The organism is Actibacterium mucosum KCTC 23349 (genome assembly GCF_000647975.1).
GTDB classification, from domain to species: domain Bacteria; phylum Pseudomonadota; class Alphaproteobacteria; order Rhodobacterales; family Rhodobacteraceae; genus Actibacterium; species Actibacterium mucosum.
The window spans coordinates 81,585-103,994 of record NZ_JFKE01000006.1; the positions used below are offsets into that span (position 1 = coordinate 81,585).

Annotated in this window: 30 protein-coding genes; 9 read left to right on the forward strand and 21 right to left on the reverse strand. The window is 61.6% G+C overall.

The genetic code is table 11. The annotated features are described in order from the left end of the window. Positions 1-98 precede the first annotated feature (98 nt). Together ACMU_RS14335 and ACMU_RS14340 are read left to right on the forward strand one after the other, a co-directional pair. Positions 99-743: an OmpA family protein gene (locus ACMU_RS14335; RefSeq protein WP_035260843.1), complete on the forward strand. Its 645-nt coding sequence runs from the start codon at positions 99-101 to the stop codon at positions 741-743. Between the two features lie 61 nt (positions 744-804). After that, positions 805-1,581, forward strand: coding sequence for a FadR/GntR family transcriptional regulator (locus ACMU_RS14340; RefSeq protein ID WP_035261094.1), 777 nt, complete (start codon positions 805-807; stop codon positions 1,579-1,581). 141 nt (positions 1,582-1,722) lie between these two features. Here ACMU_RS14340 and ACMU_RS14345 read toward each other — a convergent pair whose 3' ends face one another. The 8 genes from ACMU_RS14345 to ACMU_RS14380 all read right to left on the reverse strand — a co-directional run bounded on the left by ACMU_RS14345 (position 1,723) and on the right by ACMU_RS14380 (position 6,741). Continuing rightward, entirely contained in the window at positions 1,723-2,277 is a 555-nt protein-coding gene (locus ACMU_RS14345; RefSeq protein WP_035261096.1) for a F0F1 ATP synthase subunit B, read from the reverse strand. A 5-nt stretch (positions 2,278-2,282) separates the two neighbouring features. Continuing rightward, complete coding sequence (locus tag ACMU_RS14350) at positions 2,283-2,834, reverse strand: F0F1 ATP synthase subunit B' (RefSeq protein ID WP_035260845.1); 552 nt, start codon at positions 2,832-2,834, stop codon at positions 2,283-2,285. Between the two features lie 77 nt (positions 2,835-2,911). Continuing rightward, a complete protein-coding gene (locus ACMU_RS14355) occupies positions 2,912-3,136 on the reverse strand; it encodes a F0F1 ATP synthase subunit C (protein ID WP_009806291.1) in 225 nt (74 codons plus the stop codon). Between the two features lie 52 nt (positions 3,137-3,188). Then, positions 3,189-3,947 (reverse strand): F0F1 ATP synthase subunit A, encoded by a 759-nt coding sequence (locus ACMU_RS14360; protein ID WP_035260847.1) that lies wholly within the window; start codon positions 3,945-3,947, stop codon positions 3,189-3,191. Positions 3,948-3,950: 3 nt separating this feature from the next. Then, a complete protein-coding gene (locus tag ACMU_RS14365; protein ID WP_035260848.1) occupies positions 3,951-4,280 on the reverse strand; it encodes an AtpZ/AtpI family protein in 330 nt (109 codons plus the stop codon). Between the two features lie 313 nt (positions 4,281-4,593). Further along, positions 4,594-5,493, reverse strand: coding sequence for a DMT family transporter (locus ACMU_RS14370; RefSeq protein WP_035260850.1), 900 nt, complete (start codon positions 5,491-5,493; stop codon positions 4,594-4,596). 100 nt (positions 5,494-5,593) lie between these two features. Next, on the reverse strand, positions 5,594-6,304 hold the full coding sequence (locus ACMU_RS14375; protein ID WP_035260853.1) for a deiodinase-like protein: 711 nt from the start codon (positions 6,302-6,304) through the stop codon (positions 5,594-5,596). Further along, the gene (locus ACMU_RS14380) at positions 6,301-6,741 is read right to left on the reverse strand and encodes a MarR family winged helix-turn-helix transcriptional regulator (RefSeq protein ID WP_051588363.1); all 441 of its coding nucleotides are present in this window, start codon (positions 6,739-6,741) and stop codon (positions 6,301-6,303) included. The genes ACMU_RS14375 and ACMU_RS14380 overlap by 4 nt, the downstream gene beginning before the upstream one ends. Positions 6,742-6,819: 78 nt before the next feature. Here ACMU_RS14380 and ACMU_RS14385 point away from each other — a divergent pair, with 78 nt between their 5' ends. Then, entirely contained in the window at positions 6,820-7,152 is a 333-nt protein-coding gene (locus tag ACMU_RS14385) for an ArsR/SmtB family transcription factor (RefSeq protein WP_035260855.1), read from the forward strand. Here ACMU_RS14385 and ACMU_RS14390 read toward each other — a convergent pair. Both ACMU_RS14390 and ACMU_RS14395 read right to left on the reverse strand, forming a co-directional pair. After that, positions 7,149-7,778 (reverse strand): LysE family translocator, encoded by a 630-nt coding sequence (locus ACMU_RS14390; RefSeq protein WP_035260857.1) that lies wholly within the window; start codon positions 7,776-7,778, stop codon positions 7,149-7,151. The two genes, ACMU_RS14385 and ACMU_RS14390, sit on opposite strands and share 4 nt — an antisense overlap. A gap of 64 nt (positions 7,779-7,842) precedes the next feature. Continuing rightward, positions 7,843-8,754, reverse strand: a complete 912-nt coding sequence (locus tag ACMU_RS14395) for a LysR family transcriptional regulator (protein ID WP_035260859.1) — start codon at positions 8,752-8,754, stop codon at positions 7,843-7,845. Positions 8,755-8,850: 96 nt separating this feature from the next. Between ACMU_RS14395 and ACMU_RS14400 the strand changes: the two genes are divergently transcribed. The 4 genes from ACMU_RS14400 to ACMU_RS14415 are packed head-to-tail and all read left to right on the forward strand — an operon-like array spanning position 8,851 to position 11,134. Beyond that, a complete protein-coding gene (locus ACMU_RS14400; RefSeq protein WP_035260861.1) occupies positions 8,851-9,402 on the forward strand; it encodes a DUF4142 domain-containing protein in 552 nt (183 codons plus the stop codon). Then, positions 9,399-9,797, forward strand: a complete 399-nt coding sequence (locus ACMU_RS14405) for an MAPEG family protein (RefSeq protein WP_035260863.1) — start codon at positions 9,399-9,401, stop codon at positions 9,795-9,797. The genes ACMU_RS14400 and ACMU_RS14405 overlap by 4 nt, the downstream gene beginning before the upstream one ends. Further along, positions 9,794-10,474, forward strand: coding sequence for an SDR family NAD(P)-dependent oxidoreductase (locus tag ACMU_RS14410; protein WP_035260865.1), 681 nt, complete (start codon positions 9,794-9,796; stop codon positions 10,472-10,474). Before ACMU_RS14405 ends, ACMU_RS14410 begins: the two co-directional genes overlap by 4 nt. A gap of 3 nt (positions 10,475-10,477) precedes the next feature. Next, positions 10,478-11,134 (forward strand): cupin domain-containing protein, encoded by a 657-nt coding sequence (locus ACMU_RS14415; RefSeq protein WP_035260867.1) that lies wholly within the window; start codon positions 10,478-10,480, stop codon positions 11,132-11,134. Between the two features lie 64 nt (positions 11,135-11,198). Here ACMU_RS14415 and ACMU_RS14420 read toward each other — a convergent pair whose 3' ends face one another. From ACMU_RS14420 to ACMU_RS19330, 4 genes are all read right to left on the reverse strand, one after another. Further along, on the reverse strand, positions 11,199-12,047 hold the full coding sequence (locus ACMU_RS14420; protein WP_035260868.1) for a DMT family transporter: 849 nt from the start codon (positions 12,045-12,047) through the stop codon (positions 11,199-11,201). 35 nt (positions 12,048-12,082) lie between these two features. Further along, positions 12,083-12,958, reverse strand: coding sequence for a LysR family transcriptional regulator (locus ACMU_RS14425; protein ID WP_035261100.1), 876 nt, complete (start codon positions 12,956-12,958; stop codon positions 12,083-12,085). A 113-nt stretch (positions 12,959-13,071) separates the two neighbouring features. Further along, entirely contained in the window at positions 13,072-14,271 is a 1,200-nt protein-coding gene (locus ACMU_RS14430) for a DUF2157 domain-containing protein (RefSeq protein WP_035260869.1), read from the reverse strand. 56 nt (positions 14,272-14,327) lie between these two features. Then, on the reverse strand, positions 14,328-14,744 hold the full coding sequence (locus ACMU_RS19330; RefSeq protein WP_035260872.1) for a hypothetical protein: 417 nt from the start codon (positions 14,742-14,744) through the stop codon (positions 14,328-14,330). A 60-nt stretch (positions 14,745-14,804) separates the two neighbouring features. Between ACMU_RS19330 and ACMU_RS19335 the strand changes: the two genes are divergently transcribed. Together ACMU_RS19335 and ACMU_RS14445 are read left to right on the forward strand one after the other, a co-directional pair. After that, positions 14,805-15,269 (forward strand): MarR family winged helix-turn-helix transcriptional regulator, encoded by a 465-nt coding sequence (locus ACMU_RS19335; RefSeq protein ID WP_236626274.1) that lies wholly within the window; start codon positions 14,805-14,807, stop codon positions 15,267-15,269. A gap of 146 nt (positions 15,270-15,415) precedes the next feature. Beyond that, a complete protein-coding gene (locus ACMU_RS14445) occupies positions 15,416-16,012 on the forward strand; it encodes an FMN-dependent NADH-azoreductase (protein WP_035260879.1) in 597 nt (198 codons plus the stop codon). Between the two features lie 42 nt (positions 16,013-16,054). Here ACMU_RS14445 and ACMU_RS14450 read toward each other — a convergent pair whose 3' ends face one another. From ACMU_RS14450 to ACMU_RS14475, 7 genes are all read right to left on the reverse strand, one after another. Beyond that, entirely contained in the window at positions 16,055-16,528 is a 474-nt protein-coding gene (locus ACMU_RS14450) for a phosphoribosyl-AMP cyclohydrolase (RefSeq protein WP_035260882.1), read from the reverse strand. Between the two features lie 137 nt (positions 16,529-16,665). After that, positions 16,666-17,211, reverse strand: a complete 546-nt coding sequence (locus ACMU_RS14455) for an ANTAR domain-containing response regulator (RefSeq protein ID WP_051588364.1) — start codon at positions 17,209-17,211, stop codon at positions 16,666-16,668. Between the two features lie 47 nt (positions 17,212-17,258). After that, the gene (locus ACMU_RS14460; protein WP_035260884.1) at positions 17,259-18,395 is read right to left on the reverse strand and encodes a transporter substrate-binding domain-containing protein; all 1,137 of its coding nucleotides are present in this window, start codon (positions 18,393-18,395) and stop codon (positions 17,259-17,261) included. A gap of 3 nt (positions 18,396-18,398) precedes the next feature. Next, the gene (locus tag ACMU_RS14465; protein WP_035260886.1) at positions 18,399-19,760 is read right to left on the reverse strand and encodes an amidase; all 1,362 of its coding nucleotides are present in this window, start codon (positions 19,758-19,760) and stop codon (positions 18,399-18,401) included. Beyond that, positions 19,741-19,893, reverse strand: coding sequence for a hypothetical protein (locus ACMU_RS19520; RefSeq protein WP_161635689.1), 153 nt, complete (start codon positions 19,891-19,893; stop codon positions 19,741-19,743). The genes ACMU_RS14465 and ACMU_RS19520 overlap by 20 nt, the downstream gene beginning before the upstream one ends. A gap of 1 nt (position 19,894) precedes the next feature. Then, on the reverse strand, positions 19,895-20,593 hold the full coding sequence (locus ACMU_RS14470; RefSeq protein ID WP_035260888.1) for an ABC transporter ATP-binding protein: 699 nt from the start codon (positions 20,591-20,593) through the stop codon (positions 19,895-19,897). Further along, complete coding sequence (locus ACMU_RS14475; RefSeq protein WP_035260890.1) at positions 20,586-22,397, reverse strand: ABC transporter permease subunit; 1,812 nt, start codon at positions 22,395-22,397, stop codon at positions 20,586-20,588. Before ACMU_RS14475 ends, ACMU_RS14470 begins: the two co-directional genes overlap by 8 nt. Positions 22,398-22,410: the final 13 nt, after the last annotated feature.

Genomic DNA, 22,410 nt, shown 5'->3' on the forward strand with positions numbered 1-22,410 from the left:
CGCCCGACGCCGGTTTTTCCCCTTGGGTTGACCCTTGCCGCGCCTTTACTATGCAAGGGAACGGTTCGGGAAAGGACCCAAGAAAGAGGCGCAAACATATGCGAGCGAAGATCACCTGCCTGGCCATGGCCGGGCTTTTGGGCTTAACAGCCTGTACGGAACCATCGGAATTCTCCAGCGACCCGAACAAGCGCACCAAGGAAGGTGCGGCAGTGGGCGCGGCGCTGGGCGCGATTGCCGGCGCCATCGTTGGCAACGACGCCGAGGACATCCTGATCGGCGCTGCCATCGGGGCCGGTGGCGGTGCATTGGTCGGCGCGGATCTGGACCGGCAGGCACGAGAGCTGCAGGCCAGCCTTGGCAACCAGGTGGTGGTACGGCGCGTCGGTGACGAGTTGATCGTGACCATGCCGCAGGACATCCTGTTCGCCTTCGACAGCGCGCAGGTCAGCCCGGGGCTGACATCCGATCTTAAGATTTTGGCCGCAAGTCTAAACAATTATGCCGACACAACGGTAGAAGTGATTGGTCATACCGACAGCGACGGCGAGGCCGGTTATAACCAGCGCCTGTCTTCGGAGCGGGCGCAAAGCGTTGCGTCGATCCTGATCTCTGAGGGTGTTGCGCCCAACCGTATCCGGGCCTTTGGTCGTGGTGAAGATGAACCGGTGGCCACGAACCAAACCGCCGAAGGGCGTGCGCAGAACCGGCGGGTGGACATTGTGATCAGGCCGCGGGGGTGACGGTTGCTCCTGCCCCGGCAATGTGGTCAGATTGACAGACCAGATTGCCAAGGGGGCGGATGTGCCGTTTCAACCTGTTCAACCGGAAAAACTGGCGGGCGCCGTGGTGCGCCAGGTCGAGTTGCTGATCCTGCAGGGTATCTTGCGCCCGGGCGAGCGGTTGCCGTCCGAGCGCGAGCTTTCGGACCGTCTGGGCGTGTCGCGCCCCAGCCTGCGCGAGGCCGTGGCCGAGTTGCAGGATCGCGGCCTTCTGGTCAGCCGCGCGGGCGCCGGCATCTTTGTGGCCGACGTTCTGGGATCCGCCTTTTCAGACGCGCTGGTCAGCCTGTTTGCCAAGCATGACGCCGCACTGTTCGACTATATCTCGTTCCGCCGCGACATGGAGAGCCTGGCGGCCGAACGCGCCGCCACGCAGGCTTCGGACACGGATTTGGCCGTGATTCAAGCGGTTTACGACAAGATGGAAACCGCCCACACCAAGCGCAACCCCAAGGACGAGGCGTGGCTGGATGCCGAGTTTCACATGGCCATCATCGAGGCCAGCCACAATGTCATCATGCTGCACATGATGCGGTCGATGTTCGAATTGCTGCGCGAGGGCGTGTTCTATAACCGCCAGATGATGTTCAAACAGCGCACCAATCGCGACGACCTGTTGGCCCAACACCGCGCCATCAACGAGGCGCTGCAGGCCCGCGATCCGGCGGCGGCGCGCAAGGCGGTGGCGGCGCATCTGAGCTATGTCGAGGCGTCGCTGAAGAACCAGCAGGCGGCTGACCGCAACGAAGAGGTTGCGAAGCTGCGGCTGGAGCACGAGGCGGCGCGCAAACAGCCTTAACCAAGACGCAACGGAAATTGGCGCGCTCAGTTGACCGCGCCTGTCTTAACGTTCCGACAACCTTCGGCAAAGTTTAACGCGGACATTAAAAAACCCGGGTCGCGAAACCCGGGTTCTTTAAACTTTCAAAGACGCCAGTGCTTAGTGCAGCTTGGCTTCGACCTCGGCGATGGCCGCATCGATCAGCTTGTTGCCAGCCGCTGCGTTCATCTGCTTGGCGATCACGTCGCCGGCGGCGGTGACAGCCACGGTGACAGCCGTGTCGCGGACCTCTTTCACAGCGGACGCTTCGGCCGAAGCGATCTGATCCTCGGCCGCGGCCAGACGGCGCGCGATCGACTCCTGCAGATCCACCTTGGCTTGCTCAGCCGCTTGCTTGGCCTCTTCCTTGGCATGGGCAACGATACGGTCGGCCTGCTCGGCAACCTCTTGCTGCTTGCGCTCGTAGCTGGCCAGCAGCGTCTGCGCCTCTTCGCGCAGGGCGCGGGCTTCGTCCAGGTCGGACTTGATCTCGTCAGCGCGCTTGTCCAGCATCCCGCCAATCATGCCGGGCACCTTGAAGTAGACCAGCACGGCGATGAACAGGATGAAGGCAATCAGCACGACAAAGTCGGTATTGCCCAGCGAGAAGAACGGACCCGACGCCGCAAACGCGGGGCTGGCCATCAGGGCAAAGAGAACGGAAAGCTTTTTCATGTCCTTCACCCTTTCAGCTGTGCGTCGATGGCGGCGGCAAGCGCGGCCTCGTCGGCGTTTTGGCCCAGCGCCGAAACGATTTCGGCGGCGGTGTCTTTGGCCACGGCGGCAATGCTGTCCTTGGCGCCTTCGCGGATCACCGCGATGGCCTTTTCGGATTCAGCAGCCTTGGCGGCAATTTCGGCATCCGCCTTGGCGGTGGCCTCGTCCAGCTCTGCCTGAATCTCGGCCTTGGTTTCGGCCACGATCTTGGCGGCCTCGGCCTTGGCGTCAGCCAGCGCTTTGTTATAGGCCTCTTCGGCCTCAACAGCTTGTTGTTTCAGCTCTTCGGCAGCGGCGAGATCCTTGGTGATCGCGCCCTGACGTTCAGCCAGAACCGACGCAATACGCGGCAGGGCCACGCGGGACAGGATCAAGAAGATCGCCACAAGGGCAATCACCAGCCAGAAGATCTGGTTGCCATAGGTCGCAAAGTCGAGCTGCGGCATGCCAGCGGATTCCGCTGCATGGGCCGCGTCGGCCGCGCCGTGGGCGTCTTTGGGTGCGTCAGTAGCCATGTCGTCCTCCAGGAACCGGGGTTACACCGGGAAGGCGGCGCGCGCCCACCCGGCCGTAAGGATCGGTTATTGGAAGCTTAAACGGCGAACATCAGCAGCAGAGCAACCAGGAATGCGAAGATGCCCAGAGCTTCTGCAAATGCGATACCGATGAACAGGGTCGCGGTTTGGCCGCCAGCGGCCGAAGGGTTGCGCAGTGCGCCCGACAGGAAGTTGCCGGCCACGTTGCCCACACCGATAGCTGCGGCGCCCGAGCCGATTGCTGCCAGGCCTGCGCCGATATGTGCGAGATCGCCTTCCATTGTGAATTCTCCTTACGGTTGGAAGATAAGATAAGTGTTGTTTGCGGGGACCTTAGTGGCTGGGATGCAGCGCATCGTGCAGATACACGCAGGTCAGGATGGTGAACACGTAGGCCTGGATGAAGGCCACGAGAACTTCGAGCCCGTACATCGCGGTGATGGCGACAATGGCCAGCGGCGACACGGCGGCGATGGCGGCAAAGCCGGCGAACACCTTGATCACCGCGTGGCCGGCCATGATGTTACCGGCAAGACGGATGCAGTGGCTGACGGGGCGCACGAAATACGAGATCAGCTCGATAATCGCCAGGATCGGGCGCAGCGGCAGGGGCGCCGAGCTGACCCAGAAGAGGCCCAGGAACTTGGCGCCGTGCAGCACGAAACCGGTGATGGTGACGGTCAGGAACACCGCCAGCGCCAGCACCGCGGTCACGGCGAAATGCGAGGTGGTGGTAAACGACATCGGCAGAAGGCCAAGGAAGTTGGCCATCACGATGAACATGAACAGCGTCATGATATAGGGGAAGAACTTGACCGCGTCTTTGCCAGCGACGTCTTCGACCATCTTGTAGATAAAGAGATAGGCCATCTCGGCGATCGACTGACCGCGCGAGGGGATCATGGCGCGGCTTTTGGTGCCGACAACCAGCAGGGCGAACACGGCAACAACGGCCAGCGCCATCCACAGCGTCACGTTGGTGATGGTGAACAGCCCCACATCAGTGCCGCCGCCAAACAGCGGTTTCACGATGAACTGGTCCATCGGGTGGAAAACCAGCCCGCCTTCGTCGCCATGTGCATCAGATGCCACGTCTCAGCCCTCTTCGTCTTTGTCGGCCGCGGCCGAATTCGTGTTTTGGATCTCTTTGGCGGTGCGCATCATCGTCTGCACGCCGGCCGCGAAACCCAGCAATATGAACAGCACCATCAGGAAAGGACGCGTACCAAAAAGGGCGTCCAGCCCGTATCCGATGCCAAAGCCGATCCCCAGACCGGCCACAAGCTCTATCACCATCCGCCAGGCCATCTGGGCCTGAGAATAATGTTCCTCCTGGTGCGGTTTCGCGGGCTGAGTGGCCTGTTTGGCCGCCTCGATCCGGGCTTCGAGCGCCTTGAGCTGCTCTTGTTTCCCGTTCTCTGCCATGCGCGAAATGCCCCCTTGGACTTTCGGCGGCAACCTAGGAAGGGTGGGCGCATGAGTCAAGCGGATGGAGGTGGAAATCCTCCGGCCTCAAGTCACTGATATTATTTAGGTTTCCCATTGGTGCGGCAGGATGCCCACGGACCTGCACACGCCCCGGCGGGCAAATGCGGCCCAGTTACCATATTCAACCAATCGGTTGATGATTGCGCGGCGTCTGTTCCGCTGCGCGCCCCGCATTCCACGGACGGCACGTGAAAAATCGTATCTGCCGCGCTGAGAGGGCGACAGGAAGGACACGCGTCGTTCCGGTTTCTCAGCGCACCGGGGGCACATTGCGGTGCCCCCGCAGCAGCGCCGACAAGCGGCCGTCCACAAACAACAAGCCCAGCAGAATGATGCCCATACCGACCAACTGCGGCAGGCTCACGTCCTCGGACAAAAGGTAAGCGCCCAGCAGCACCGCCGATACCGGCGCGATCAGCGTGATGGTCGACGCGGTAGTGCCCCCCACGCGAGGGATCAACCAGAAAAGCAGGATAAAGGCAGCGGCTGTCAGGATTGCGCCGATCACGAACAAGGCCACCCAGGTTTCGGCCCGGGTGATCACGGGCATGCCCTCGGACCCAAGCGCCACCGGCACCAGAAACGCAGTACCCAGCAACAGCGACCATGCCGTCAGTACCGTGCGGTCCATGCCATCGAAGCGGCGCATCAGGTTCAACGCGATGCCATAACACAGCGGCGCGCCCATCGTGGCCAGCAGCGCCCAGGGATTTGACGGCCCCTGCCCTGCAAAGGCCGGCGAGACCAGCACGACGATCCCGGCAAAGCCCAGCGCCACGCCGATGGATTTCGTCCATGTCGCGCGCTCGCCACCCGGCCAGAACTGGCTGACAATCACCACCATGATCGGGGTCATGGCGTTGACGATACCGGCGGCGGACGAGGTGATGTATTGCTGCACATAAGGATACAGCGCCAGCGGGATTGCATATTGCACCAGCGCGAACACCGACATGGGCAACAGCAACACCGGCGGGATCCGCCACGACTTGCGCGCCAAGATCAGCCACAGCCAGCAGGCCAGCGCCCCAACCCCCACCCGGCCCAGCGCCACCGTCAGCGGCCCCAGTTCGCGCAGCAGCACGGCATTAAAATAGAAAGACGAGCCCCAGGCCATGCCCAGGGCAAAGATCAGCGCCCAGTTGAGCATTGCACCACCTGTGATCGGGTTTACGGTGCGACCCTACTGTCAGACCTCACCTTCTGCCAATTCCATTTCCTGATATTTCGTATCAGCGAAGGGAATGGCCTTAGCACTCGGCGTCCGGTGCTATACCGGCGCGGCGGCCAAGGGCCAGCCGCAGGTTGCGCCGGATCAGGTTGTTCCAGATCAGGCGGGGCAGCCCATGCAGAAAGTCGGCCATCGATCCCTTGCCCCCCGCCCCCAGCACCCGCAGGCTGACACTGGGCGGCACCGGTTTGAACCACGCACGAACATCCGCCGGCTGTCCCGCCTTCAGGCGTTGCAGCGCGCGGGCGGTGACGGTGGGGTTGTTCCAGTCGCTGGCATAGACAACACAGCCGTTGCGGTTGATCACGAAGACCGAGTTCGGGTAGCCGCCATAGGCGTCATGGGCCTGCCCGTCGATGCCATCCACCAGCACGCGCCGGTTTTCGCCATCGCTCAACAAAGAGGCAGCGCAGGCGGCTTTGTCCCCCTGGGTCTGGTGCGCGGGGATCGAGGCGCCGGGATGGGCCTCGCGCACATAAAGCACGGCAAAGCTGATATCGGGGTGCTGCAGGTCAAGCCGGTCCATATGCGGCCGGCGGCCCTGGAACAACGGGCAGGTGATGCTGCCCATTTCCAGCACCAGAAACGTCCCGTCGAAATCCAGCAGGCGCGACCGGCCACCGCTGGCCAGATCCAGCGTGGCGTCGGGCGCCTTGGTGCCGGGCAGCGGGCCGCGAAAATGTGCGAGGTCATAGTCGGAGGCTTGGAACTTGGCGTAATTGTAGCTCATGCCGGATCTCCTTTCAGGTTGTCGGTCATGCGGCGCAGGGTTTGCGTGGCGATGGCCAGATCCGCGGGGCTGATCCCCTGCATCACCTGCGCCAGCATCTGCTGCGCGATGGCGGCCAGCGCATCGAACTGCGCCTGCCCCTGCGGGCTGAGCGTGATGTGCACCACGCGGCGGTCGTCGGTATCGCGGGCGCGGGTCACCATGCCCTTGCGCGCCAGACGGTCCACCATGCGGGTGGTGGTTGTCTTGTCACGAAAGGCCTTGTCCGATAGGGCCGAGGCCGTCAGGCCGGGATGGGCCTGCAGGATCAGCAGCACCGCCCATTCCTCGGCACTGACATCGTGCCCGGCGGCGGAGAACCGTTGCACCAAGGCGCGGCGCATCGCAAACGACAGGTGGTTGACCCAATAGGCGGGCAGGTTTTCGGGAATCATCATGGTTGTTATATACAACAGTTGTATTATGCAATCAATGGCGTGCTTGACCCGCCCCTATCGCGCGGCTAGGCCCGAAACATGAGCCTGGACACAATCTTTGCCGCCCTGTCCGACCCGACCCGGCGCGAAATCCTCAGCATGCTGCTGGAGGATGACATGGCCGTCACCGATGTGGCCGAGCCGTTCGAAATGTCGCTGGCGGCTATTTCCAAGCATCTGACGATCCTGACCCGCGCCGGGCTGATCAGCCAGGAAAAGCGCGGGCGGGTGAAGTGGTGCAAGCTGGAACCGGACGCGCTGAAAGACGCATCGGTCTGGATGCAGAGCTTTGGGCAATTCGAGGCCGTGAACCTGGACGCGTTCGAGCGGTTCCTCGAAGGGGAACTGCGCGAAGCTTCGGACGACGCCTAACGCTGTGTTAGGGTTTTCAGGCCCAGAAGAATGGCCGCGAGGATCATGAACCCGCCGCCGGCCCGTTCGATCCAGACACGGGCATTGCCCTTGAATCGCTTGGCGATCCAGCTGGCGCTCAGGCCATAGGTCGACAGGAACATCCCATCTACCACGATGTAGGTCACGGAAAGGATCAGGAATTGTGGCCAGAACGCCGCGTCGGCGGAAATGAATTGCGGGAAAAGCGCGGCGAAGAAGACCACCGCCTTTGGGTTCGCGGCCGAGGTCAGAAAGCCCTGCATCCAGAGGTTCCGCAGGCTAACGGCCGGTTTTTCCGACGTCAGATCCGGGTCATCGGGTTTGGCCCGCCGGATCATGCGGACGCCCAGCCAGATCAGGTAGGCCACGCCGGCCCATTTGATCACCGACAGCGCCGTGGCCGAGGCCGCGATCAGTGCCGCAAGGCCCAGACCAGCCGCCAGCATCTGCAACGCATTTGCCGTCAGGTCCCCTGCCGTCGTTGCAAGCGCGCGGCGAAACCCGTGCGCGGCCGAGTTGGACAGCATCAACAATTGGCTGGGTCCCGGCGTGCTCATCATTGCCAGAATGGCGGCCACGTAGATGGTCCAGATCTCGAATGTCATGGGCGTACCTCCGGTTTTTATCGTTGTCGCAGACGCAGCCAAAGGCAAGCGCCTTTGCCTGACCTCATGCCACGTTTTGGTGAAAAATGGCGGCCGATACTTTTGGCAGTTGCCGGAAGAACATGGCGAGGTGATCTGTGGCCTCGGAGGACTTGGCCCACACCGCCTGATACTCCAGCCGCTGGGGTGCGCCGCCCACCACTACCCGTGGATACCTCGACGGGTCCGGGCCCAACTTGCTGCTGGGCAGGATGGCGCCGCCCAGGCCCAGCTCGGCCCAGTCTTTCAGCGCGGCATGGGTCATCGCACGTCCTGCGTAAAGGTGCGGGTCGGTGCCCGATTGCTGAAACAGCCGCAAGGTGGTGGGAGCCAGGCCGCAAGAGCCATTTGTCAGCAGCAGCGGCGTGTCGCCAAAGGCATCGACGGTGACTGTCGCCCCTTCGTCGCCGGTCAGCCCATTGGCAGGAACGTAGTGTAACGGGTCGGCAAACAGGGGACAGCGGCGCAGATCGGCATGGCGGGGCATGTCATGCGCGAAGGCCACGTCGATCTGTTCGAGGGTCAGGCGTTCGGCAAGGCTTTCGTGGGTGCATTCCTTATAGACGATCTCTACGTCGGGGTGTTTCAGCCGATAGGCCGAGAACAGCGGGTCGATGGTGCCGATATCCAGAAGCGGGGTGAAGGCAACGCGCAACAGGCGGTTGGCGGGATTGATCAGGGCCTGCGCTTCGACCGTCACGCGGTCGATGGCGGCGACGGCCTCGGCAATTGCGGGCAGGATCGCGTCACCGAACGGGGTGGTTTCGACCTTGCGGGTCGAACGGCGGAAAATGCGTTTGCCCAGCAGCTCTTCCAAATCGGACACGCTGTTCGAGATCGTCGGCTGCGCGACCTTGCATTGCCGCGCGGCGGCGCTGAATGATCGACACTCGGCCACGGCGACCGCGTGCAGCAACTGTGTAGTGGTTGGGTTCATTTATAGGGTTTACCTATCAATGTATTTGATTAATCCGGATTATATATGGAAATCAGCGACAGTAAATCCAGTGCAGACATCAACTGGAGAGACCCAATGGCATTTGGAAAGTATACTGTCGCAGCGCTGACCCTGCTGGCATCACCGGTCATGGCGGCAGGCACCGACGACCTGAAGGACAGCGAGATCCTGGCAATTTACGCGCAGGTCAACAGCTTTGACATCGAAACGGCGTTTCTGGCCATTTCCAAAGATTGCGCGGCCTCAACAACCGAGTTGGCCCGGCACCTGTCAACCGACCACCTTTGGGTGCGACGGACGGTACTGGACCTGGCGGTTGAGAACGGGCTGACCTACACGTTGCCCGCGGCGCGGATCGAGGCGCAGATCACCCATGACGCCACAATGGCGCGCCTGTCCGAGCTGGAATGCGACAGGTTTGACGGCGCGTTTCTTGAACATGACGTGGCCTTCCACGAAGCCGCGATTGACGCCGTGCGCACGGTTTTGCTGCCTGCGGCGGACAACCCGGCGCTGAAATCCCATTTCCAGGACATTCTGCCGGCATTCGAACACCATCTGGCGATGGCCAAGGCCGTCAAGGCGGGAGGCTCGGTTTCTGACGTGGCAAACGGAGGCACGGAATGACCAACGCGATGACACTTTTGACGCTTATTCTGTTGGCCACCGCGTTGATGGCCTTTCCTTACGTCCTGAACCGTATCGCTGTTCGGGGGCTGGCAGGTGCCATGGCCAACCCCGGCACCGAGGACCGGGCGCTGAGCGCCTGGGCCGACCGGGCCAAGGCGGCCCATGGCAACGCGATCGAGAACCTTGTGGTCTTTGCCCCCGCGCTGCTGGCGGTTGAGGCCACCGGGCTGGCCAACGGGGCCACGGCCATCGCGGCATCGTTATACCTGGTCGCGCGGGTGGTGCACTATATCGTCTATACGATGGGAATTCCGGTGATCCGCACGCTTGCCTTCTTTGGCGGTTGGGGCGCCACGGTCTTTGTCATCGCGCAAATAGGAGGATTGGCATGACGGAGAAACCTGTTGCAGTGATCGGCGGTTACGGCCCCGGTCTGGGCCGTGGATTGGCCACGGTTTTTGCAGAAGCCGGGTATCAGGTGGTGACCCTGTCACGGCGGGGCACGGCGCATCCGGGGGCGTTGAACATCGCCTGCGACCTGACCGCTGCGGCCGATGTCGCCCGCAGCGTTGCGCAGGTCCTGCAGACCTATGGGCGGATCGACGTCTATATTCACAACGTGGCGGCCCTGCATATCGGGCCGTTCCTTGAAACCAGCGCCGAGACCTTCGACGATCTGTGGCAGCGCGCCGTTATGTCGGCGGTACACGCCACGCAGCAGGTCTTGCCGCCCATGATTGACGCGCAGGCCGGGGCAATCCTGTTTTCGGGCGCAACGGCGGCTGTGCGGGGCGGCGGGCGGTTTGGTGCCTTTGCGGCGACCAAGTTCGCGCTGCGCGGGTTGTCGCAATCGCTGGCGCGCGAGTATCAGTCGCAGGGCGTGCATGTGGCGCATGTGATCCTTGACGGGCTGATGTTTGGCACGCCCTCGGTCGAACGGTTTGGCGGGTCAGAGGACACCGCGTTGTTGCCCGAGGACGTGGCCATGCAATACCTGAACCTCACGCAACAGCCCCGATCCTGCTGGACGCTGGAGCTGGACCTGCGGCCCCAGTCGGAAGGATTCTGAACTATGTTGATCAATGCAGACTTTGACAAGGACGCGATGGTCAAATCCGCGGACCGGGTTTGGCACCCCTCGCCGATGGCAGGTGTGGAACGGGTGATGCTGGACCGGATGGGTGCGGAAAGCGGCCATGCGACCTCGATCGTGCGGTATGCCCCCAATTCGCGCTTTTCGGCCCATACGCATTCGGGCGGCGAAGAGTTCCTGGTTCTGCAGGGTGTGTTCAATGACGAGGACGGCGCCTATCCGGTGGGGACCTATGCGCGCAACCCCATCGGCACGCAGCATACCCCGTGGGCCGGGCCGGACGGCACGACAATATTCGTGAAGCTGCATCAGTTTGACGAGGACGATACGCGGCAGTTCCGGGCACAGGCCTTTGCCGCCGGGGATCTGGCGACCGCACCGACCGCGTTCAAAAGCCTGACGCTGCACGAATTTGGCGACGAGGTTGTGACGGTTTATACCCTGCCGGCGGGCGACACCCTGACGCTGCCGAACCCGGAACGCGGGGCCGAGTTGCTGATACTGGCGGGGTCTGTGGTCACCGATCACGGGCCGTTTGATGCAGGCGGCTGGCTGCGGCTGCATGGGCGCGACCGGATCGAGGTTTCTGCCGACGGGGACGGTGCGATCCTGTACTGCAAAACCGGGCATCTTTGACCGGGGAACCAGGGCCTTTGGTCACGGGGCGCCTTCTGCCTGCATCAGCGGCAGCGCAGGGGGCTCAATCCTCGGCCAGCAGCAGCCAGAGTGCGACAAGCGTCAGGGCGATGCCCGCAAGGATCAGCGTTGGCGGCGGTTTTGCGCCAAGGATCAGCTCCCACCCGATGACCCAGCTGGGGGTGAGATAGGTATAGGCCATGACCTTGGCCGAGGGCAGGCGCAGCGTCGCGTATTGCACCAGAACGAAGGTTGTCGCGCTGGCAAAGACCGCAAGGTACAGCGTGACCGCCCAGACGACCGCAGGCAGCGCGGCCCAGTCGGTGGCCATCACGCGGTCCGAGCCATAGGCGATCAGGACCACCAGCGCGGCGATCAGCATACCCAGCGTAAAGACCAGCGGGCTTTCACCCCGGTTCAGCCGCCTGACCATCGGCGTATAGGCGGCGTGGGCCACCACCCCGATCAGAAAGACGCCCTCGCCCCGGCCCAGCTCCAGCGCCAGAAGCGCCGAGATATCGGCCCGGAAAATCACCCACAGCGCCCCCAGCCCGCCAATGGTCAGCGCCAGCGCCATGCGTGCGGTGGTGACCTGCCGCAACAGCAGCCAGCCGAACCCGGCGGCAAAGATCGGGGCAAGGGTGAAGACAGCCGACGTAGAGACCGGCGAGGCGGTTTTCAGCCCCTCGAACATCAGCACGAAATAGATCGCCATCAGGCCGCCGATCACCACATAGCGCCATGGTGCCGCCAGATCCGCGCGGCGGATACCGCCACGCATCGCGACGACGGCGGCGATAATGGCCGTGGCAATCACGAAACGCACAGTTGTCAGCGCCACCGGATCGATCAGGTTGGCAATCCGCCCCCCGAAACTGAAGGATCCCGCAATCAGCGCCGAGAAGGCCAGCATCGCTGCATGGCCCCTGAGCGCCTCGGTGCGGGCCGTCACGGCCAGTTCTTCGCAGCAGCTTTCAGGTCGTTGGTAAAGCTTTGCACCTTGGCGGTACGATGCAGGTCGACATGGGTGACCAGCCACAGGGGCACCGACCATTCGGGCTTTGGCTCCCACAGGGGTACCAGCTCGTCCGTTTCGGCAAAACGCCAGCTGGGCAGGAACCCGATGCCGCCCCCCGCGCGCACGGCCTGGAAGGCGTCGCGCAGATCAGAAAGGCGCAGCGAGATGCGATCCTTGGGCAGGTTGTCTTTCATCCACTGGTAAAACGTCGCGCGGTGGTTTTCGTCGGTTGGCCCGACAAAGCGGTGTTTGTGGAAATCCTGTGGGCCGTTCAGCGGCCCGTATTTCGCAACATAGTCGCGGGTGGCGCCCATGGTGACCTCGATATTGGCCAGCGGCTGCACGATATTGTCGGGGTCTTCGGGTTTCTTGCCAGCGCGGATGGCCACATGCGCCTCGCCATATTCCAGGCGAAACACGCGGGTGTCGGTGATGTATTGCACGTTCAGCTCGGGATGCGAATCCTGAAACTCGGCGATCACCGGCAACAGGATAGGCGAGAAACTGTCGACCGAAGTGACCACAAGCTCACCGGTCATGGCGGCGCCAGCGCCGTGCAGGCGCCCGGCAAGTTGTTCGAACTGATCGGCGGTGGCCTGCGCAACCTGCAAAAGGTCGAGCCCGGCCTCGGTCGGGGTATAACCGCGGGCGTGGCGTTGGAACAGCTTCACGCCCAAACGCCCTTCGAGCGAGTCGATATGACGGATTACCGTGGCATGGTGCACGCCCAGAACCTCGGCCGCGCCGCTGACTGTTCCAAGCCGCGCAACCTGAAAGGCTGTCCGCACTTCATCCCAGTTATCAATATCCATTTGCTGTGCACCCTCTCACATCCGAAGCCAATTACTTGCTTACGATGTTCATTTTTGCAAGGGCGCGTGTGCGGTTATCGGACCAATCAAGTACTGATAGACGGGAATTACGCCGTATCGCGAGTGGCCACGAACCATTTGTTCAGCCGCCACATTCCCCAGGCCAGGGGGATCGCGGCAAGCCCGCCAATGACATAGGCGAGCGGTTCGTCAAAGAAGCTCTCGTAGAACTGCGTGTAAACGTGAATGGCGCCAAAGGTGATCGCAGCGTTGAACAGTCCCCGCCGGTTGGAATGCGCGGCCCAGATGGCCAGCGCGATCAGGACTACGGCCCACAGAACCGAAAAGACGTGTTCCGAGATCACAAGCGCCTGCGCCTCGAACGCGTCACGCGCGGCCTGATAGTCTTCCCAGTCATCGTATTCGCTGCGCGACCATCGGCCCGGCCCCCACATGGTCTGCCCCACCACGTCGCCCCAAAGCGAACCCACCAGCGCGCAGAGATTGGCCACCACAAAGGCAAGCATCATCGCGATCAGCGCGTGGCGGCCATGGCGCGGTGGCCAGCGTCGCGCTGTCCAGAGGCACAGTGCGATCAGGGCCGACATCTGCAGGATCGAAAGGGTGGGCTCGGGCGAATAGAACACGTAAGCCGCGTGGAAATAAAAGGTGCCGGTGTCCAGCATCTGGGCAAAGGGCACAATCGCCAATGCCGTCACCAGCCGCACATCGGTCAGCCAGCCCGCCACCGCGACCAGCGCCGCAGCATAAAACAGCAACAACGCCTTGGGCAGGCCGGTGACCTGATGGTCCATCATCTCGATCGCGACGCCGCCCAGATGCAGCGCGAGCCCCATCAGCAGCGCCGAGCCAGCCACAAATTTTGCCGGAAATTTCGGGCTGCGCAGCGCCCAGGCAAAGACCCCCGCCACCACGGCGCCGCCCAGGGCCATGACCTGCCCGGCAATGTCGTCGTATTTGTTCAGCAACTCGGCCGCCGCCCCGCCGATCAGCATCCCCGCCCCGATCAGGGCCGAGGCGTTTCCGAACATGGCGAAATTGTCGCTGCCACGGGTCAGAATGGTGATTCCACCGGCCAGCATCAGCCCGCCCAGCACCGCCACCGACAGCGCGTCGGCCAGCCAAAAGATGAACCCGGCGGTGGCGGCGATGATCCCGGCGCAAAGCAGGGTATTCACTGCCAGCGTCACCATCGTATCGCGCGCCCGGGCGCGGATCTCGTCGGCCTGGGGCTGGGTGATCACCCCGTCGGCGATCAACTGGTCGGTATCCGCGACAACATGCATGGCCGGTCCTTTCGCTTGCCCGAAGGCTAGGCCGGACCGGCCACGCGCACAAGCGTTCAGGCCGGATGCGCGGCGGGCTGCCGTTTCAATACCCAAACCCCGGCGACAAACCCCGCCAGCACCGACAGCGCGTCCAGCACGCCCGACACCGCCATGGGCCCAGCCGCCAGCTGCGACCAGCCCGCGGTGATCAGGTGATCGCCCAGAAACACCGTCAGGCCCAGCACCGCGCCGGTTTGCAGCACCCAGCCCCAGCTGCGCGACGCGGCATCGGTCAGCACCGCCAGCGCGACCATGCCCAGCGCCAGCACCACATAGCCCGACAAAAGCGCGGGAAAGTGCAGCCCCATCTCTTCGGTGCGGATATGCGGCGCCAGAAGCGGCGCGATGAACGGTTGCATGGCGATGGCAATCGCGGTGCCAGATACAAGGCAGGCCGCCCAGGCGGCGGCGAAGGCAAAGAGTGGTTTCATGATCGTCTCCCTAAGTGTCAATTAGGTTGTCACTTAGGGGCTTTCGTCGCAAGTGTCAACATGGTAGACACTCATATGACCGATCCGTCCCTCGCCCGTCTGCTGCTTTCGGCGTTCACGTGGTTCGATACCGCGCTGCGCGCGTCGCTGGCCGCGCGCGGTCTGCCCGAGCTGACCCATGCGCAATCGCTGCTGATGGCGCATCTGCAGGCCGACGGTATCCGCATTTCGGAACTGGCGCGGCGCGTGGGCACCACCCGTCAGGCGGCGCAGAAATCGGTGGCCGCGCTGGAACGCGCCGGGCTGGTGGAAACCGCGCCCGACCCCACCAACGCCAGCGCCCGTATTGCTCGGCTGACCCCGGCGGGTTTGCGCAACATCACGGCCGCAGCCGAGGTTTTTGCCGCGCTTGAATTGCGCTTGGCCGACCGGATCGGGGCCGAGGCCGCCAAGCAGTTGCGCGCGGCCTTGCAGGCCGATTGGGGCGCGCCCAATGCGATTGACCCGGCAAAACGCGAAACCTAACGGGCGGCGCCCCAAGCCACCGCTAGGGCCGGCAAAACCGCACAATTGGATGTGCAGTCAGGCACAAAGTCCGTTCCCGGCTGCCGAATTGTGTTCTGAATGGCTGTATCCACCTTGATGGAAAGGACAGTTTCAGGAGACCCAACATGAGCCTTTCCATTCTTCGCCTCGACAGCTCGATCAACGGCGCGGCTTCGCAGTCGCGCGAACTGACAGATCAGACCATCGCCAAGCTTCTTGGTGCCCACCCCGACGCGCAGGTCACAACCCGCGATCTTGCCAAGAACCCCGTGCCAATGATCGATAACGCGTGGCTGGCTGCGGTGAACACGCCCGCCGAGGATCGCTCGGACGCGCAAAACGCCATTGCCGACCTGTCGGACGAGCTGATCGCCGAAGTGCAGGCCGCCGATGTGGTTGTGATTGGGGTGCCGGTCTATAACTTCACCATCCCCACGCAGCTGAATGCGTGGATCGACCAGATCACGCGTGCCAAGGTGACCTTTCAGTATGGCGAAAACGGCCCCGAGGGCCTGATTAAAGATACCAAGGCAATCGTGGTGCTGGCCTCGGGCGGCACCAAGGTGAACTCGCCCATCGACTTTGCATCAACCTATCTGAACCACATGCTGGGTTTTGTCGGGATCACCGATGTGACTTATGTCGCCGCGGACGCCATGTTCGCGGACCGCGACGCGGCGCTGGAAAACGCGCAGGCCTCGCTGAACGCGCTTGCAGCCTGAAAAGTGGCGCGCCGCCTGATCGCGGCGCGTCCTTCCTTGCGCTTAGGGCTGATAGGGCAATGACGAATGGTGCAGCACAATGCGCAGCACGCCGTCGGCGTCTTTCTTGTAGCCAAAACTTTTGTCGACCTGGGTCAGGTTGCCGTCCTTGTCGGTCAGCTTGATCCAGCCCATCCACATGCCGACATCGCCGTCGATGAAACTGGCCGAGGTCACGCTGTCCATCGACCGCCAGCCCTTCAGGCCGAACCCGCCATCCAGCGGGTAATTGGCATCGTGGCCGACAAAATAGGCCAGCGCCCCTTCGCGCGTGGGCCGGAACGTCTGATCGCCCGACGCCATAGTGGGTTTGAACAGAACCGGGCCCAGATTGTAGCCATAGGCGCCATCGATCACCTCTTCGGCCACGGGGCGGGCGGCGTCGATGCCGCCTTGGTCATAAGCTTTGGCAATTGCAATCAGCCCTGCCCCCCACGCATTGCGGGCCGCGGCAAGATCATCATTGGTTATCGTCATGATCGGGTCCTTCCAGTGTCAAAGCTCTCTGATGGGGGTATGTGACACAATTTGTCGGCAAGACAAGGGAGGACGGCGGATTTCGGGAGGGGATCGGGGCATTGAACGGCATCCCTCCCGTTCAATGCCCCCAAATATCAAACGTCGTGCGCCGCAATAAGTGCGCTCGCGATTTCGCCGATGCTTGTTTGAGAGTTTTGCGATTTGTCGCGCAACCGCTTGTAGGCGGCTTGCTCGTCGATGCCTTTGAGCTCTGACAGGATGGCAACGGCCTGTTCAACTTTTCGCCGGGACCGCAGGTTTTCATCCAGGGACTTGATCCGGTTTTTCAAGGTCATCTCGTGACGCGCCGCCCCAATCGCCGTCGTCAGAGCCGCGAGCACGCCAAAGGGCCGAATGGGTTTAGAGATGACACCATGGACGTTCAGGCGCTCTAACTCGCCCAAGATTTCCGGGGTCTCAAAATTGATGATTGCGATCCGTGCAATTGTGTCCGCGGTTGCCATCCACGTCAGCAGGTTGGGATCACGCTCTTGCCCCAACAAAAACAGCACCACGTCCGCGTGCGAAGGGAGTGTTTCGGGCGACGGCCACATGAGTTCAACCTGACAGCCAATCCGTTTCAGATGTGCAACAAACACTTCGCGATCCGCGTCATCGGGGTGAATGACAAGGATCCGCATCCGCCGAAGGCGGCGGATGAGGTTCTGGCTTTTGCTCGCGTCTCCGGTCAAACGAGGCCTCTTGAGGTCACCGACCGGTCATAGGCCACGAGATAGGGATCAGGGGCTGCCGCCTTTGGGCTGTTCCACACGATTTCAAAGGTTCCATCCGTTCGGGACCGACCAATATGAGGTCGCAACGTCAAGTGATTTGTCTCCACATCGATGAAGAGATCACCACCAGGGGCTTTAAAAACGGCGCCAGACAAGGCTTGAAGCACGCTCATCGTGTCTGTCTTTCCACTCATGCGCACCGCATTGGCATAAAAATGAACCAAGGCATAGCCCACCTCGCTGTAAACGCTTGGGACAACATCATCGCCATATTTCTTGCCAAAGGCCTGTTTAAAGGCCGTATTCTGCGGAGTCTCTGCCGCGTTGAAATAGGCGGCGACCGATAAATGGCCACCGCGCGCTTCGGGCGGGACTTTCAATAATTCGGTTTCCATTGTCGTCAACGAGGCAATCGGGATGCCCTTTGCACGCGGATCGCTTTTACCATAAAGCCGGTAGAACGACACGCTGTCCTCACCAACGACGGTTGACAAAATGGCGTCTGTGTCCTGTGCACGGCACTGCGCGATGGCTGCGGTAATCTCGCCTTCGGACGGAGAGAACGGCAGGTAGGTTTCAACCACAACCTCTCCATCACTTTCATCAAGAAACTCCTTTACGACCCGGTTGATCTCACGCGCGTAAAGCGTGTCCGACCCGATCAGGGCAATGCGGCGACCATGGTTTTGAAACACAAAATCCAAAAGCGGTGGCACGGTCTGATTTGGGGTTGCCCCGCCGTAGATCACATTGGGCGAATATTCAAATCCCTCGTAGACCGAAGGGTAGAACAATACGCCGTCGAACCGTTCAATGAGCGGCAAAACGGCCTTTCTGCTGGTGGAGAGACAACAGCCAAAGATTGTCTTGGCTCCATAATTGACCAACAGATCGGTCGCCATTTTTGCATAGTTCCGATCGTCCCCGTCGGGGTTCATCAAAATCGGCTCAATTGCCCGGCCCAGGATCCCACCGCTGGTGTTCACTTCCTCAATAGCAAGCAAAACACCGTTGATATGGGCCATCTCTGTCACCGCCATCTTCCCGGTTTGGGAGAAAAGCACACCGACTTTCACAGTCTCCGTCTCCATTTCTTACCCCTTGCTCTTGAGAGTGTGGTCAATCCGCAGGGCCGCCGCAAGCAGGGCCTCGTCTGCGCCGGGGCGACCCATCAGCATCATCCCGATCGGCAAACCCTTGGATGATTTGGCAATGGGCAGTGTCACGCAGGGAAGACCCGAGAGGTTTCCGAGCCAACAAAACCAGGTCATGCTGTCTTGCGTTGTCACACGCCGGTTGCCAAATTCCTGCCAGTCCTCGCCATGTGCAGGTGCGGGCACCGGGAGGGTTGGCAGCACCAAGGCGTCCCAATCGCCAAGGTCGGTGGTGAGATACCTGATCAGGTCTCCGCGCAGTTTTTGCGCCGTCAACAGCTCAACACCGGTCAGCCGTGTTCCGGCCTCTAGATGGGCGCGGGTCACTGGGCTGAACCCCTCGGCCCGGGTTTGCAGAAGGGGCTGGTGATAGGCAGACGCCTCGCAATGCAGTATCGCTTCCCACGCGGCAAAGTAGCGGTCGATGTCTTGGAGCGTTCTCTGTTCAACCTGTGCCGCGCTCTGGCGCAGAGCCGCGTTGACAGCACCATCCACCTCGGCCGAGCGTTCCAATCCCGCGCCAGTCAGGTTGATCAGTTTCAACGGCCCCACGTCAGGCAAGCTGCCGAAGGGCTTGGCATGCGCGGTTGAGCGGTCTTTGGGGTCGGCGCCCAGAAAATACGGCATCAAATGAACGATGTCTTGCAGCTCTGTGGCCATTGGTCCGGGCGCATCAAGCGACCAGCTCAGGGGCAAAACGCCATGACGCGACGCGCGACCATAGCTGGGCTTGAAACCATAGATCCCACAGGCTGCTGAGGGGATCCGAACGGAGCCGCCCGTGTCGCTGCCCAATGCGGCCGCAACGACGCCAGCAGCGACAGCGGCACCTGATCCGCCGCTGCTGCCCCCGGTGATATGGGCCGGGTTATGCGGGTTTTTTGTGACGCCGACATTCGATGTCGTGTTGGTCGCGCCATAGGCCCATTCGTGCATGTTGGTCTTTCCGAAGATCACTGCGCCCGCGGCGCGCAGGTTTGCAACAACCGTGGCATCAACGCCGGCAGGTTCCAAAGGCGCCGCGTCCGAACATGCGGTCGTCGCGTAGTCGCGCGTCAGGTAGTTGTCTTTGACGGCAATCGGAATGCCGTCAATCGGGCTGAGCGGCGCGCCGTTTTGCCATCGCAGCTGGGCCGCTTTGGCCTGTGTCATGACGATCTCCTCGTCGATGGCGACAAAGGCGTTGAGCTCGGCGTGTGATTGCACCCGGGCCAGCGCCCGTTCGGCCAACGAGACGGGCGCTTGCCGCCCTTCCGCCAAATCCCTGATCTGATCCGTAAGACTATCGAGGTTTTGCGACATCGTGGGCCTCCGGATCAAAGAGGTGGCTTGGTTCACCGAAATGATCACCTGCGGCACCGGACAAGCCGGCGCGGATGCGTTTCAGCGTGGCTGCGATGCGCTTTTCCTGATCTTCTGTCAGCGACTTTGTCATCTCATACCCCCAGAAGCTCTTGCTGAAGGACTTTGTCCGCCAGCAGGCTGTCGCGGTCCGTTTCCATTCGGATTGCGCCTTTTTCCATGACATAGGCGCGTTCAGCGATTGAAAGACAGAAATCGAGGTTCTGTTCCGCAACCAGGATCGCGATCTCGCGCTCTTGATTGACGCGTTTCAGAACGCCCGCCATTTCGTCGATGATCGACGGCTGCACCCCTTCGGTGGGTTCATCCAGCAAAAGGATTTTTGGCCGAATGGCCAGCGCCCGTGCCAAGGCCAAAACCTGCTGTTGGCCGCCAGACAGCCCCCCCGCCAGATCATGTGCCTTGGGAACCAAAAGCGGGAAGTCTTCGAACAGCTCTGCGACGACTTGTTTTGCGTCAAACCCGTTTGAGGCAGCAGCGACCGAGATGTTTTCGATCACCGTCATACGTGGGAACACAAACCGGCCCTGTGGCACATAGCCCAAGCCCATCTTGGCCCGTTTTGAGGGCGCGGGCGGCGCAGCCACGCCTGCGATCTCTACGGTTCCGGCTTGTGCTTTCACCAGCCCCGTCGCAAAGCGCATCAGCGTGGATTTCCCCACACCGTTGCGGCCCAAAAGCGCGACGATCTCAGCGGGTTGAACCTCAAGCGACACGTCGCGAATGATGGTGGTTTTGCCGTAACCGCCCGTTGCACCCGAGACTTTAAACATGTTCGCCCCTCCCAAGATAAATGTCGAGGACCGCGTCATTGGCCCGAAGGGTCTTGATGTCGCCTTCGGCAAACAGCTTTCCTTGGTGCAGCACCGTCACGTGACCTTCGAGGGTGCGGACAAACTCCATGTCGTGTTCGACCACCACCACCGTTGTGTGTTTTGCCAATGTCCTGACCAACACGGACAATTCCCGCGTTTCCTCATTCGTCATGCCCGCGGCCGGTTCATCCAACAAAACCACCCGCGGCGCGAGGCAAAGCACCATGCCAATGTCCAGCCATTGTTGTTGGCCATGCGACAAGGCAGAGGCCTGAACGCCGCTTTGTGCGCCCAACCCAAGCATGCCCAAAATCTGCGCGCTGATGGCATCCGACTTGGCGCTGTCTTTGGTGCGCGCATATGCGGCGATCCACAGGTTTTCGCGGACAGTTTTCTCGCCAAAAACCTGCGGTTTTTGGTTCTTCATGCCCATGCCACTGCGCACACGTGCAAAGACCGGGGCCTTGGTGATGTCTTCGTCGCCCAGGCTGATGGTGCCGCCTTCTGGCCGATAAAGCCCCACGCAGGTTTTGAGAAACGAGCTTTTCCCAGCCCCGTTGGGGCCAATCAATGAATGAGGTTCGCCGGGCGTGAAATCGCGGCTGACTTTATTGACGGGAATGACGCCGCCAAACCTTTTAAAGGCCTCGTCCGTGGACAGGTTTTTGGCCGGTCCAGCAGTTTTTTCTGCCTCGACAAGGATGTCCTCCAGCACCTCTGTGTCGATTTGCACAGCGCCGGTCAGGCGCGCGGCGTTGTTGGGATCAGGCATAAAACGGCGCCAGAGGCTGCCGAGCGCGCCCAGGACACCGTTCTGAAGGAAAAGCACCAAAAGGATCAACACGGTCCCAAGGATCAGGGTGGTCTGCCCTCCCGCGGCACCGCCGCCAAGCCAGAAGGACAAGCCTCCGATGATCAGCGCGCCTAAAAACGGCCCCGCCAGCGTGCCCAGACCGCCAACCAGGACGTAAATCGGCACCAAGAGCGCCTCTTGGACCGAGAATATCGAAGGATTCAGATAGTTCGCCCAAAGTGCAAACAGCGCCCCGGCAATCCCGGCAACCGCCCCCGAATAGGCAAAGTTCAGGACTTGCACTTTGCGAATGTCATAGCCCAGCAGCTCGGTCTTCTGAATGTCGATGCGGATGCAATCGACGATCTTGCCAAAGTTGCTGCGCATCAGCCAGTAGGTGACAAAGTAGACAGCGGCGCTGATGCAAACAACCAGCGCAAAGGCCGCGTTTGGTTTGAGCTTTTTCGCCTCTTCGCCAAAGCCCAGAACAAAGCCGGGAATGCCAGAGAGCCCATTGTCCCCGCCAATCGTCGCCGCGCCCACGTCGAGCTTGAAGGTCTGCGTGACCGACCACAAAAGCAGCGTCAGCGTATAGGACAGGATGGTGCTCTGCAGCGCGCCCATACGGGCGTAAAAGATGACATAGCCGAGCGCCGCCGCAATCAGCGCCCCAAAGAGCGCGCTGCAAGGCAGGGCCCAGACCAGCGACATCCCGTATGTGGGCGCCATATTAATGGCAACAACCGCGCCAAAATATCCGCCCAGACCGTAAAAGGCGGTTTGCGCCAGGCTCAGCAGCCCGCCCCGCCCCCAGATCACATCGAGGCTCAGCCCCAGCAGGCCAAAAATGATCCAGGACGTCGCAACAAATGCAAGATACGCGTCGAGTGATCCTGAAACCGCGAGTGCGGCAATGGTGGCAAGGGCCGGAAAGATCAGGCCAGATGATTTGTAGAGTTTTTCAAACATCGTGACGCGCCCT